13 protein-coding genes and 1 riboswitch are annotated in these 12,223 nt (G+C 71.4%); of the genes, 4 read left to right on the plus strand and 9 right to left on the minus strand.

Going from position 1 to position 12,223, the window contains the following annotated elements:
* Positions 1 to 96: 96 nt before the first annotated feature.
* The gene (locus SM447_RS12175; protein ID WP_474572864.1) at positions 97 to 972 is read left to right on the plus strand and encodes a winged helix-turn-helix transcriptional regulator; all 876 of its coding nucleotides are present in this window, start codon (positions 97 to 99) and stop codon (positions 970 to 972) included.
* Here the strand turns inward: SM447_RS12175 and SM447_RS12180 are convergent.
* Positions 943 to 1,818 carry a bifunctional 5,10-methylenetetrahydrofolate dehydrogenase/5,10-methenyltetrahydrofolate cyclohydrolase gene (locus SM447_RS12180; RefSeq protein WP_474573258.1) on the minus strand — a complete coding sequence of 292 codons (876 nt, stop codon included), beginning with the start codon at positions 1,816 to 1,818 and terminating at the stop codon, positions 943 to 945. The two genes, SM447_RS12175 and SM447_RS12180, sit on opposite strands and share 30 nt — an antisense overlap.
* A gap of 26 nt (positions 1,819 to 1,844) precedes the next feature.
* Positions 1,845 to 1,928, minus strand: a riboswitch (ZMP/ZTP riboswitch).
* A 34-nt stretch (positions 1,929 to 1,962) separates the two neighbouring features.
* Positions 1,963 to 2,961, minus strand: coding sequence for a tyrosine-type recombinase/integrase (locus tag SM447_RS12185; protein ID WP_474572865.1), 999 nt, complete (start codon positions 2,959 to 2,961; stop codon positions 1,963 to 1,965).
* Positions 2,962 to 3,360: 399 nt separating this feature from the next.
* Between SM447_RS12185 and SM447_RS12190 the strand changes: the two genes are divergently transcribed.
* Positions 3,361 to 3,870 (plus strand): hypothetical protein, encoded by a 510-nt coding sequence (locus tag SM447_RS12190; RefSeq protein ID WP_474572866.1) that lies wholly within the window; start codon positions 3,361 to 3,363, stop codon positions 3,868 to 3,870.
* Here SM447_RS12190 and SM447_RS12195 read toward each other — a convergent pair.
* The 4 genes from SM447_RS12195 to SM447_RS12210 form a co-directional block, all read right to left on the minus strand.
* Complete coding sequence (locus tag SM447_RS12195) at positions 3,858 to 4,277, minus strand: SRPBCC family protein (RefSeq protein ID WP_474572867.1); 420 nt, start codon at positions 4,275 to 4,277, stop codon at positions 3,858 to 3,860. The two genes, SM447_RS12190 and SM447_RS12195, sit on opposite strands and share 13 nt — an antisense overlap.
* Before the next feature lie 339 nt (positions 4,278 to 4,616).
* Positions 4,617 to 5,237 (minus strand): TetR/AcrR family transcriptional regulator, encoded by a 621-nt coding sequence (locus SM447_RS12200; RefSeq protein ID WP_474572868.1) that lies wholly within the window; start codon positions 5,235 to 5,237, stop codon positions 4,617 to 4,619.
* 13 nt (positions 5,238 to 5,250) lie between these two features.
* Positions 5,251 to 7,680 carry a PEP/pyruvate-binding domain-containing protein gene (locus SM447_RS12205; RefSeq protein ID WP_474572869.1) on the minus strand — a complete coding sequence of 810 codons (2,430 nt, stop codon included), beginning with the start codon at positions 7,678 to 7,680 and terminating at the stop codon, positions 5,251 to 5,253.
* 173 nt (positions 7,681 to 7,853) lie between these two features.
* Positions 7,854 to 8,582 carry an SDR family NAD(P)-dependent oxidoreductase gene (locus SM447_RS12210; protein ID WP_474572870.1) on the minus strand — a complete coding sequence of 243 codons (729 nt, stop codon included), beginning with the start codon at positions 8,580 to 8,582 and terminating at the stop codon, positions 7,854 to 7,856.
* Between the two features lie 142 nt (positions 8,583 to 8,724).
* Between SM447_RS12210 and SM447_RS12215 the strand changes: the two genes are divergently transcribed.
* Entirely contained in the window at positions 8,725 to 9,186 is a 462-nt protein-coding gene (locus SM447_RS12215) for a peroxiredoxin (RefSeq protein WP_474572871.1), read from the plus strand.
* Positions 9,187 to 9,258: 72 nt separating this feature from the next.
* Positions 9,259 to 9,963, plus strand: a complete 705-nt coding sequence (locus SM447_RS12220; RefSeq protein WP_474572872.1) for a hypothetical protein — start codon at positions 9,259 to 9,261, stop codon at positions 9,961 to 9,963.
* A gap of 73 nt (positions 9,964 to 10,036) precedes the next feature.
* Here SM447_RS12220 and SM447_RS12225 read toward each other — a convergent pair whose 3' ends face one another.
* The 3 genes from SM447_RS12225 to SM447_RS12235 are packed head-to-tail and all read right to left on the minus strand — an operon-like array spanning position 10,037 to position 12,170.
* Positions 10,037 to 11,203 (minus strand): GNAT family N-acetyltransferase, encoded by a 1,167-nt coding sequence (locus SM447_RS12225; protein WP_474572873.1) that lies wholly within the window; start codon positions 11,201 to 11,203, stop codon positions 10,037 to 10,039.
* A gap of 41 nt (positions 11,204 to 11,244) precedes the next feature.
* Entirely contained in the window at positions 11,245 to 11,712 is a 468-nt protein-coding gene (locus SM447_RS12230; protein ID WP_474572874.1) for an OsmC family protein, read from the minus strand.
* Positions 11,712 to 12,170 carry a MarR family winged helix-turn-helix transcriptional regulator gene (locus SM447_RS12235; RefSeq protein ID WP_474572875.1) on the minus strand — a complete coding sequence of 153 codons (459 nt, stop codon included), beginning with the start codon at positions 12,168 to 12,170 and terminating at the stop codon, positions 11,712 to 11,714. Before SM447_RS12235 ends, SM447_RS12230 begins: the two co-directional genes overlap by 1 nt.
* Positions 12,171 to 12,223 lie beyond the last annotated feature (53 nt).

Consider the following 12,223-nt stretch of genomic DNA (forward strand, 5'->3'; position numbering starts at 1 on the left):
CGACACCACACACCCCCAGTGAGTTCCCAAAGGGAACCTACTTGAGGAAGAGTGGCCCTGTACACCCCCGACCCACCACTACGGCAGGATCCGACCATGACCAACGGACGCCGCGTCGACGACACCTGCGGCATCGCCCAGGCCGCCGCCGTGCTCGGCGACTGGTGGAACCTGCTCGTACTGCGCGAGATCGCCCGCGGCCACCACCGCTTCGACACCCTCGTCACTGAACTCGGCGTCTCCCGCAAAGTGCTCACCCAACGCCTGCGCGATCTGGTCGACCACGACGTCCTCACCCGCCGCCCCTACCAACAGCACCCACCCCGCCACGAGTACGTGCTCACCGACCGGGGCCGGGCACTGCTACCGGCCCTCGTCGCCATGCAGGACTGGGCCGACCAATGGGTCCTCGGCGACGGCAACCTCACCGCCACCACCGACCCCGACAGCGCCGAGGCCACCCGGGTGCAGACCCTCGTCGGCACCCGGATACCGACCGACGTCACCCTCACCGCCACCGACCACACCCCGACCGACCCGGTCGCCACCACCCCCACCACCGTGCTGTTCACCTATCCCGGCACCGGCACCCCGAACCCCCTGCCACCACGCTGGACAGACATCCCCGGCGCCGCCGGATGCACCCTGGAAAACCGGCTCTTCCGGCAACAGTGGGACCACTTCACCGCCGCCGGCGCCACCGTCCACGGCGTCAGCACCCAACGCCCCGACGAACAGGCCGCCTTCGCCGCCGCCGAAGCCATCCCGTACCACCTGCTCTCGGACACCGACCTGCGACTGGCCGCCGCGCTGCGCCTACCCACCTTCCGCGCCGGCCAGCAGACCCGCCTCAAACGCCTGATCCTCGTCGTCGACCACACCCGGACGATCACCGGCGCGATCTACCCCGTCACCGACATCTCCGCCGCCGTCGCCGACGCCCTACGGATGGTCCACCAGACCAGCCGCTGACCGCGCCGCCCGCAACGCGTTGCGGAACAACATCGCCACCGTCACCGGACCCACCCCACCGACCCGCGGCGTGATCGCCCCCGCCACCCGCGCACACGACTCGTCCACATCCGGCAACAACCGGCGCCCCGCGTACCGCACGCCGCCGCCGACCACCACCGCACCCGGCCGCACATGCTCCGGCCGAACGATCCCGGGCACCCCGGCCGCCGCCACCAGGATCTCCGCCCGACGCGTGTACCGCGGCCAGTCGGCCACCCCGGTGTGCACCACCGTCACCGCCGCGTTCGCCGTCGACCGCTTCTGCGCCAACAACATCGCCAACGGCCGACCCAACGTCGCCCCACGACCCAGGATCACCACCTCACGGCCCGCCACCGGCACCGCGTGGAACGCCAGCAACGCCTCGATCGCCGCCGGGGTGCACGGCAGCGGACCCGGCAACCCCAACGCCAGCCGCCCCATGTTCACCGGATGCATTCCGTCCACGTCCGAATCAGGGTCGAGGGCCTGCAGCGCCCGGTCGTAGTCCAGACCACCGGGGATCGGATACTGCAACAACACCCCGTGCACCCCCGGGTCGGCGTTGAAATCGGCCAGCACCGCGTGCACGTCGGCCTGCGACGCCGACCCCGGCAGCCGCACATGCGGCGAGGCGAAACCCAACTGGGCCGCCTGCCGCTGCTTGATCCGGATGTACCCGGCACTGGCCTCGTCGTCACCCACCAGCACCGTCGCCAGCGCCGGGGTCACCCCTGCGGCCCGCAGCTCCGCCACACCTGCGGCCACCTCGGACAGAATCGCCTCCGCCACCGGCCTACCCGGCAGCAACCGCGCACTCGTCATCGTCGTCGACATGGCTCACCTCGCCCGTGGAAGGCCCAGGCGGACGACCTCCACGACGAGCTTCCCGATGGTCGATCCCATCCCTGATGCCGCCAGTCGCGTCAGTACCACCCTGCCACACCACCGGCCGGGGCCACCCTTGGGTCAGTCGCGTGTCGGCAGCAGCCCGACCAGCGCCCGGTTCGTGCGGTTGGCCCGCACCGCCTCGCGCTGCTGCCCCGACGTCACCTCGATGTAGGTCTGCGACGACGCCAACGAGGCGTGCCCCAACAGGCGCATGATCTCCGCCGCCCCGGCGCCGTCCTCGGCCAGCCGGGTGGCGAACGTGTGTCGCAGCGCGTGCAACCGCGCCCCGGACGGCACCCGGTCACCGATCCCGGCCCGCCGGTAACAGGACTCCACCAGGTACTGCAGGCCGCCGCGGCGCAGCGGCTCACCCCGCCGGTCCACCAACAGCGGCGAAACCGGCCGCACCGTACGCGCGCCGAAGCGGCGTACCCGGCTGTCCAGATAGCTGGCCAGCACCGCGTCCAGACCCGGCTCCACCGGCAGCACCCGGGGACGCCCACCCTTGCCGGCGACCTCCAGCCGCCGCTCACCGGGCCGGCCACCGAGCGAGCCGACCCGCAGCGCCAACAGCTCCGACAGCCGAAGCCCCGCGCACAGGGCCAGGGCCAGCACCGCTACGTCCCGTTCCGGCCACGGGTCCCGCTGCCGCCCCTCACCCCGGGCGGCCGAGGCGAGCAACCGTTCGGGGGTGTCCTCACCGCGCAGCGGCTTAGGTGTGGGCAGCGGGCTGCGGGGGCGGCCCACCGCCGGCATCGGATTGCCGGGCACCACCTGCTCGGCGACCAGGAAGCTGAAGAACCCGTTCCAGGTGGACCAGGCCCGGCCGACGGAGCTGGCCGCCCGACCGGCGGCGAAGCGGGCGAACGCTGCCCGCATGAGCCTGGGGGAGAGCATGTCGATCGGCATGCGGACCAGGGGGAGGGGAGGGGTGGCCAACTCGGCGGCGAGGGTGGCGACGCTGGTCAGGTCACGGCGGTAGGCCGCCTGGGTGTGGGGGGAGGGCTTGCGGGTCGCCCGGGCGGTCAGGAACTCCTCGATCCAGTCGGCTACCGATTCGTCCTGTTTGTCATGCATAAGGCATATTATGCATGATTTTCGCGTCAGGCGTCGTCGAGAGGGGAGCGGAACACCTGCAGTAGGGCACCTGCACGGCGCGCTGGTCCGGGGGTACGACACGATCCTGGTCGGCGACGCGCACACCACGGCAGACCTGACCGCCTACGGGGCGCCGTCGCCGGAGCAGGTCATCGCCCACACCAATCTCTACTGGAGCTTCCAGAGCGCACCCGGTCGTACCGCCGGAACGCCGCTGAGGTCGCGTTCGGTGTGGCCGGCTGGGCGGTCGCTGCCGGGTGAGGGGCCCAACCCCTTCAACTTTACATAATGTACATTATCGAATCCTCGCCTATGAGGGCTGAGTCGCGCTGATTCTCTGCCTACAGTGGACTCCATCGACCGACGGGAGGAATCATCGTGGCCGAGAGCGACGGGCCGGTGTTCCGCACCTCCGCCCGCCTCATGTTCCTGTTCCTGCTGCTGGTCGGTCTGTTGGCCTGGGCCCTCGTCCGCGCCGTGCTGACACTCGTCGTCGGGATGCCCACCGACCTGGCGATCAGCGTCGGCTCGGGCGTTCTCTACGCCGTCCTGTTCAGCGGTTTCTCGCTTCTGCTGCACCGAGGGAACTGGTCAACGGTCGAGGTCACCGACGCCGCGCTGAGGCTCACCGAGCGGCGGCGGACGGCGCTGCTTCCCTGGGAGGTGATCGAGTCGGCGACGGTCCGTCGTCCGGGCCCGTTCGCGGTCCTTCAGGTCACTCTGCTTCCCGCGGTGGTCGCACCCACCACCACCCTTCGTGCCCGGCTCCGTGCCGGCAAGCCGGTCTACACCGTCAACGTCGGCATGCTCCGGCCCGGGACGGACGTCCTGTGTGCCGAACTTGCCCGTCACCTGCCGCCAGGTGACGCACCGGGTCAGGACGCCTGATCCGACTGCACGCCGTGTTCGTTGACTGCGGTGACCAGTTCACCGAACATGACCTCGTACGCCTCGCTCAGGTGTGCCACCAGCTCGTGCGGCAGGATGTCGGTGGTCCACACCAGAGTCGCCGCGCCGTCGCCGTCGGTCAGCACCCGCATCTCGGCCTGGTGGTGCTCCGCGCCGGGAAACCCGGGTATCGCGTAGACGGCGCGCATCCGTGCGGGGTCGACGGTTACGTTGCGTTCCCGGATCTCGGTGCCGTCGGCCAGCGTGACCACGCGGTAGTCGTCCTCTTGGCGCTCGTTCGTGCAGGCTGAGAAGACGTGCACCTCCGAGCGTGTGTAGCGGTCCAGGAAGTCCCACGCCACGTCCGCGGTCACCGTCAGCTTCGCCTCGTGGTAAATGGTTCCCATACGTCCCCACCTGCCTACTCGGTCCGGCCATCGGGCTCGCTGCCAACCCTCGCACCTGTGGTGCCGCCCGGGCAATGGCGGTGCGCTCCGGGTCGCTGGCCGTGTCGGGTGTCAGGCCGAGTGGTCGACCGTTGGGTCGGTGCGTGGTCGGGCGTGGCGGTGGGGGTCGTGCCAGCCGTCGGCGTGGTGGCCTTCGCTGCGGGCGGTGCCCTCGGCGGGATAGCCGGCGCGGCGGGCGACGGCGCAGGAGGCAGGGTTGGCCGTCGAGTGGTTGAGTTCCAGGCGGTGCAGTCCGATGTCGAACGACCAGGTGGTGAGGGCGATCAGGGCGCGGCTGCCTCAGGCGCAGTTCGTGGGCTCGGTGTGGGTGCCTCCCTCCCCTGCCCCACCGGGCGGGTCGAAGATCAGGTCGAGGTGGTGGTCCAGGGCGCGCAGTGCCTGTTGCGGGGTCTGGGATCCGCCGAGCAGGTGGACACCGAGGCCTTCCATCAGCGCCAGGAGGCCGGCTGCGCTGTCGTCGGCATGCGGGGCGGGTAGGAGGCCGGCGACGAATGCCACCATCTGCGCGTGGTCCTTCCGCAAAAGGGTGGCGGCCTGCGGGCGTACGGCGGTGTAGGCGAGGAAGGCCAGGGTGACCCGGCCGTCCTCGCGGGATGGTTCGTCCAGAGGCAGCAGCGCGGTGATCATCGTGCGGAGGAGCGTCCGTGGCGGCGGCTGGTCGCCCAGCGCCGAGACGGCGTCGGTGACTCGGGCCTGGCTGCGGTGGCGGACCACCGACATGGCGAAGGACATCATCTCGTCCTTCGTGCGGAAGTAGTGCTGCACCATGCCGGCGGAGACGCCTGCCGCTGCCGCCACCTGCCGCAGGCTGATGGCTTCCAGTCCCTGTTCGGCGGCGACCCGCATCAGGGCGTCGGCGATGAGCGTGCGCCGCTCCTGGCGGTCCACCTTCCTGGGCATGATGTCGATGCTGTCACAGGGTGCTCGCGTTGCCGGTTACCGGTGTGTCCGTGGTGGTAACGGTACCGGCCGCGCCGTCGACGGTGACGATCTGCCCGGTGGTGATCGCGCGGGTGGCGTCGAGGACGGAGATGACCGCCGGAATGCCGTATTCGCGGGCCACGGTGGGGCCGTGGGCCATGACCGCGCCGGTTTCGGTGATCAGCGCGCCGGCGGTGAGGAACAGCGGGGTCCAGCCGGGGTCGGTGGTGGCCGCGACGATGACGTCGCCAGGGTCGATGCGGGCGGTTGCGGGGTCGTGGACGACCCGCGCGGGGCCGGTGACCCGGCCGGGTGCGGCGGCTACGCCGCGCAACGCGCCGTCGGGGGCGGGCGTGGATGGTAGGACGGTTTCCAGGTCGGTGCCGTCGGACAGCAGCGCCACGGGTACGGTTCGGCGGCGCGTCTCCCGGCGGTGGGTGGCCCGGCGGGCGGTGACGGTGTTTCGGTGGTCGGCGTGGTGGTGCACGGCGTCGTGGGCCTCGTCGAGAGTGAGGAACATGATGTCGTCGGGTTGTTTGAGCAGGGCGGCGTCGGCCAGGTGGACGCCGATGAGCAGCAGTTGCCGGCGCATCTCTCGCAGGCGGTAGAGGCCGGCGAACTTGCCGGCCTCGCGTAGGCCGGCCAGGGAGCGGGCGCGGCGTAGCAGGAACAGGGCGATGCGTCCCCGGACAGGTCGGCGCCGGGCGCGGACGGCGATGTCGGCGAGGGTTGCTTCGGCGGTGGTGGCGGCGCGGGTGAACCGCCGGTCGGGGGCCTGCTCGGGGTCGGTGATCCGCAGATAGTTGGCGATCATTGCGAAGACCGGGGTGGGGTCCTCGTCCCAGCGGGGCACGCCGAGGTCGACCTCGGCGATGCCGCGGTGTCCGTAGGTGTGTAGGAACGCGGCGAGGCCGATGTCGGGCAGGGTGCCCTGCTGGTAGCGGGTGGCGAGTTCGGGTGCGGGGATGTCGAGCAGCAGCTGCCGGTGTTCGGTGGCGTCTTGCGCGAGTCGCCACAGCGCGAGGTTCATCTCGATGGTGACGTTGTGTGGCATGCCACCGAGGACGGTCTGGATCTCGTGCGGTTCGGCGATTCCCTTGAGCAGGTGTTCGGGCAGTGCGCTGGCGAGCATGCCGGCGGCGATGGGCCAGATGAGCTGTTCGTCGTCGCTTTCGCTGCTCAGCTCGCGGACGAAGCGGAGCCGGTCGGCGGGGCTGGTCAGATCGGTCGGTGGGGTCGAGGTGCGGCGGATCCGGTCGACCGCGTCGTGCAGGCGGGTGCGGGCGGCGTCGGGTCGGGCCAGGGCTCGCAGGATTCCACTGGCGGCGCGGCCGGCGGTGCGGGCGGTGGAGCTGCCGGTGGTCCGGGTGTGTTTCGTGGTGCCGGGTTGCGGGGCGAAGCGGGGGTCGGCGAGGACGTGCTGCATGACCGCTTGGGCGCGGGGTCCGAAGTCGACGGCCATGAGTTTGATCAGCCGTTTGCGGGTGGCCGGGTTGCGGGTGAGGTCGGTGAGGTCGCCGTACAGGCGTCCGCCGATGTCGACGATGTCGGCGCGTACGCCGAGGGTGGCGAGCATCGCGGCGATCACGGTCTTGAGGGAGGACATGCCCATGGGGGTGGCCGGTTGGAGCATGCCCTGGACGTGGCCGAATTCGAGGTACACGCGGGGTTGTGGCCGGTCGGTCGGCGGCGGTGCGGGGAACAGGGTGGTGATCGGCCGGGTCTGCAGGATCCAGAGGGTGTCGTTGTGGTCGATGGCCCATTCGACGTCCTGTGGGGCGTTGAAGTGGTGCTGGAGGCGGGTGCCGAGGGCGTGCAGGTCGGCGAGTTGCGCTGGGGTGAGGCAGCCGGTGGCGGGGTGCTCGGGGCCGTCGAGGAGGTAGTGGTCGACATTGGTGGCGCCCTCGACGACGGTGGTGCCGGGGCCGGGGGCGGCGTCGACGAGCATCTGGGTGCGGCAGCCGGTGAGCGGGTTGGCGGTGAAGAGCACTCCGGCGACGGCGGGGTTGATCATTTGCTGGACGACGACGGCCATTCGTACGGTGTCGTGGTCGATGTGGTGGGCGTCGCGGTAGGCGGTCGCGCGGGGGTTGTGCAGGGAGGCCCGGCAGGCGTCGACGGCGGCGAGGAGATCCGCGGTGCCGGTGACGTCGAGGAAGGTGTCCTGCTGTCCGGCGAAGCTGGCGTCGGGCAGGTCTTCGGCGGTGGCGCTGGAGCGTACGGCGACTGGGCCACCGCCGAGGCGCTGGTAGGCGGCGAGGATGTCTGCTGTCGGCGCGGGTTGTCCGTGGTGCTGGGTGGTGATGCAGAAGCCGGGCGGTACGCGTTCTCCGTGGCGGATGAGCTCCCCCAGGCCGGCCGCCTTGCCGCCGACAAGGTCGATCATGTCGGCGGTGATGTCGGAGAGCAGGATGGTCGGCATGGGTTGGTACGCCCCTCTTTTGCAATACGACTGCATTGCCTACGACCGTAGCCGGTTTACGATGCGACCGCAATGTAACGAGGGCGCGGCGGCGCCGGCCCATGCCCGAAAGCGGTGCCGGAGAGTCGCCGACCAGGGACGCGGTCGGGTGAGCGGCGCGCCCGAGAGGTGGTCTACAGGCCGCCGCCGACGCGGAGGATGGCGCCGGTGGTGTAGGAGGCGTCGGGGCTCAACAGCCAGGCGATGGCGGCGGCGACCTCGTCGGGTTCGCCGGGGCGGCCGAGCGGGATGCGGCCGGCGGCGCGGTCCGGCCGATCGGGCTGGCCGGAGAGGGCGTGGATGTCGGTGCGGATGATGCCGGGTGCGACGGCGTTGACGCGGATGCCGCGGGGGGCGAGTTCCTTGGCCAGGCCGATGGTGAGCGCGTCGGTGGCGGCCTTGACCGCGGCGTAGTGGACGTACTCCCCTGGGCTGCCGAGGGTGGCGGCGACGGAGGAGAGGTTGACGATGGCGGCGCCGTCGGTCATCCGGCGGGCGGCCTGCTGGGCGCAGAGGACGTAGCCGACGAGGTTGACGTCGACGACGCGGCGCAGGTCGTCGGGGTCGAGGTCGGTGAAGGGGCCGATCGGGCTGGTGATGCCGGCGTTGTTGACCAGGCCGGTGAGGGTGCCGAGTTCGGCGGCGGCGTCGAACAGGGCGGTGACCTGGTCGGGGTCGCGGGTGTCGGCGGGTACGGCGGTGGCGCGTACCCCGGTGGCGCGCAGGTCGGCCACGACGGTGTCGGCGGCCGAGCGGTCGCGGCGGTAGCTCAGCGCGATGTGGTGGCCGGCGTGGGCAAGGCGGCGGGCGGTGGCGGCGCCGATGCCGCGGCTGCCGCCGGTGATGACGGTGACGTTGGTCATTGGACCTCTCCCCTGCCCCGGACCGGTGTCGGGGACGTTACCGGGGTGGTCGCGGGGGCGGACAGCGGAGTGTGGTCGAGCGCACGTCCGGTGGTGGTCGATGGCCTACGCTCGCCGACGACGGTGTCGGTGGGGAGGGCTTGTGGCGGGTGTGGGTGTCGGGGATCTGGTCGAGGACTTCGAGCTGCCGGATGAGACGGGTCGTCCGCGGCGGCTGACGGAGTTGTTGGCGGCTGGGCCGGTGGTGTTGTTCTTCTACCCGGCGGCGATGACGCGGGGGTGCACGGCGGAGAGTTGCCATTTCCGGGATCTGGCGGCGGAGTTCGCGGCGGTGGGGGCGCAGCGGGTGGGCATCAGCCGGGATCCGGTGCCGCGTCAGGCGGAGTTCTCGCGGCTGCACGGGTTCGACTTTCCGTTGCTGTCGGATCCGGACGGTGTGGTGGCCGACCGGTTCGGGGTGCGGCGGCGGCTGCCGTTGGGGCCGTTGAGTATCCGGCGGATGACTTTCGTGATCGGGGTGGACCGGCGGGTGATCGAGGTGGTGCACAGCGAGTTGGGGACGAACGAGCACGCGGATCGGGCGTTGCGGGCGCTGGGGGGCTGATCTTCGGGTTGTCGCTGGCGGCTGGTATCAAGGCAGGCGGCTGAACACGTGTACGAGGAATGAGGGTGGGCGATGGGTGCCGCTGGTCAGGGGTTGTCCGAGGACGAGGTGCGCGGCATCCGGGAGGCGTTGGCCGCGGGTCGTAAGCCGAAGGTGGTGTTCACGGCGACGGCCGGTCAGATCGCCGGTCAGCTGGGTCAGGTGGTGGAGTTGACCGATCCGGCGGAGTCCGACGAGTTCGTGGTGGTGCGGTTCGGGCGTGACGAGTTGCCCTTCTCCCCCGCCGATGTGGCGGTGGCGCCGCGGGGTGCGGGTCGTCGGCCGGCGGAGTCGAAGGTGGAGCCGGCACCGGCGGTGGTGGGGCCGGAGTTCGTGTTGGATCGGGTGCCGCAGCCGCGCCGCGAGGAGCAGCTGGGCCGGGAGGAGCCGAGGGTGGAGACGGTGGAGCCGAAGGTGGAGGCGAAGCCGCCGGCGCGGCGGGCGGTGAAGGCGGCCAAGCCGAAGGGGCCGGCGGGGTTGACCGTCACGTTGGCCTACGCCGATGGTGAGTGGACGGTCTCGGCGCAGCAGGGTGGGAAGGTGTTGGCCAAGCCTTACGTGCTCAAGCCGGCGGAGGCGCTGCGGATGGTGGCGCTGGTGGACGTGCCGGGGGTGCACGAGGCGGTGGAGCAGATCCTGGCCGCGGAGCGGTCGGAGGCGGAGCGGCAGGCGGAGAAGTTGCGGGCCGAGTTGGCGGAGATCGAGGCTCGGTTGGCGGAGTTGCGCGAGGCGGGCTGAGCGACGCCGTGGGTCTTGGTTCAGCGGTGGCCCGGCCGGGCACGTACACGCCTGGCCGGGCCACCGGCGTTTGTCAGAAGTAGTCGATGAGGTGGGCGGTGGGTCCGGCGGCGAGCAGGTCCAGGGCGCTCGGGTCGGGCGTGTTGTGGTGCAGCAGCCCGGACTCGGCGAGGGTGCGGGCGGTGGCGGTGCCGGTGTAGAGGCGGGCGAAGCCGCGTACGGTCAGGTGCAGGTCGGCGTCGCCGGTGCTGCGCCGCAGGTCGGCGTGGCCGTCCGCGACGGTGAGCTGCCAGGTGCCGGTGTTCCAGTCGGCGAGGTCGTCGGTGAGGGTGAAGGTGACCTCGCCGTGGGTGTGGGTGGGCCAGCCGCGTGCCTGTACGGCGCGGACGATGTCGACGGGCCGGTGCATCCAGGCGTCACGTTCGTGTTCGCGGGCGCGTTCCAGGGGCAGGTGCAGGCTGACGGTGTCGTCGGGCAGCGGGGTCAGACGCAGGGTCGGGGTGACGCTGTGCCAGCTGGCGAGGACACCGACGAGGGCGCGGGCGGCGTCGGCGGTGGTGGCGAGGATGTCTTCGACGGTGAGGACGGCGTCGGGGCCGTAGCCGCGGCCACGGTCCCAGCCGGCGTGGCCGAGCAGTTGTCCGTCGTGTTCGACGAGGGTGAGTCCGTCGTAGGGCAGTTCGTCGGTGCTGGTGAACCGGGGGTGGGTGCGGGTGAGCAGGCCGTTGCGGTGGTGGGCGACGCGGCGGTACAGCTCGACGGTGGCGGGCAGGTCGGCGGCGGCGCCGGCGCGTACGGTCAGCCGCGGCTCGGGGCGGTGTCGGGGCAGGGTGGCGGTGGGCAGGTCGAGGGTGCGCAGTTGTCCGGTGATCTCCCAGCCGCAGGCGCGGTAGGGGGCGGCGGTGGTGGGGAACAGCGCGCTGACGGCGGCGCCCCGGTCACGGGCGTCGCGGAGCAGGGTGCGGAGCAGGTCGCGGGCCACTCCGGTGCCGCGTGCCTCGGGGGCGACGGCGACGCCGGCGACGTCGGCGGCGGGTACGGCTCGTTCGCTCCACCACTGCTCGTCGTGCAGGTCGACGGCTTTGCCGATGAGCTTTCCGGCGGGGTCGAAGGCGCCGTAGTGGGTGCGGCCGACCGGGGATGGTGGTGAGGGTGGTTGGGGGTCGGAGCCGAAGGCGAGCCGGCCGAGTTGCCAGGCGTCGGCCATCTCGTCGGGGGTGAGTTCACGTACGTCGGGCACCGGTCGACGATAGCGGCCGTGGTGCGGGTGTCGACCGGGTTTCAGGTGGTGGTGGCGGGTTGGTGGCGGACCGGGAAGTTGACGGAGTTGGCGATGAAGCAGGTGTGGTGGGCGTCGTCGTGCAGCGTGGTGGCGAGGTCCACGGTGGCGGGGTCGGCGACGGTGACGTGGGGGCGCAGGATCACTTCGGTGAAGTGGCCGTTGCCGGTGCGGTCGGTGGTCATGGTGCCGGTGGCGTGGTCGACGTAGTCGGTGACGACGACACCGTTGTCGGCGCAGAGGTGCAGGTAGGCGAGCATGTGGCACTGGGACAGGGCGGCGAGCAGGAGTTGTTCGGGGTTCCAGCGGGTCCGGTCGCCGCGGAAGGTGGGGTCGGAGCTGCCGGGGATGGGTGGGCGGCCGTCGGTGGTGATGTCGTGGTCGCGGCGGTAGTCGCGGTAGCCGCTGGTGCCGGTGCCGAGGTTTCCGGTCCAGGTGACGGTGGTGGCGTAGTGGTGGTCGCGGGCCATCAGCGGCCTTTCGGTTCGTGGTGGGTGAGCAGCAGGTCGAGCAGGCGGACGAGTTCGCGGCGGTCGGCGGGGTCCAGTGGCGCGAGCAGGGTGTCCTGGGCGGTGTCGAGGGCGTGTTGCAGGTGGGTGAGTTCGCGTTGGCCGGCGGGTGTGATGTGGACGATGTTGCGGCGTCGGTCGGTGGGGTCGGGTTGGCGGCGTACGAGGTGGCGGTCGGTGAGGTCGTTGAGGGTGGCGACGATGTCGCTGCGGTCGATGCCGCTGTGTCGGGCGAGGTCGGCCTGGCTGGCGGGGCCGGTTTCGGCGAGGGTGGCCAGTAGCCGGTAGTGGTAGCCGCGGGCTTCGCGGGCGCCGAGGGCGGTGGTGACGAGGCGGGTGGCGTGGGCGGCGGTCTGGGTGAGCAACCAGCTGGGGGTGGTGCGCAGTCGGCTTGGTGTGGGGGCGCTGGTGTGCTCCATGCGGTGGACTGTACGCGACATCGTTGGCGGCACCCACGACCCGTGTTACGTTG

It is taken from the genome of Micromonospora aridisoli (assembly GCF_056150025.1).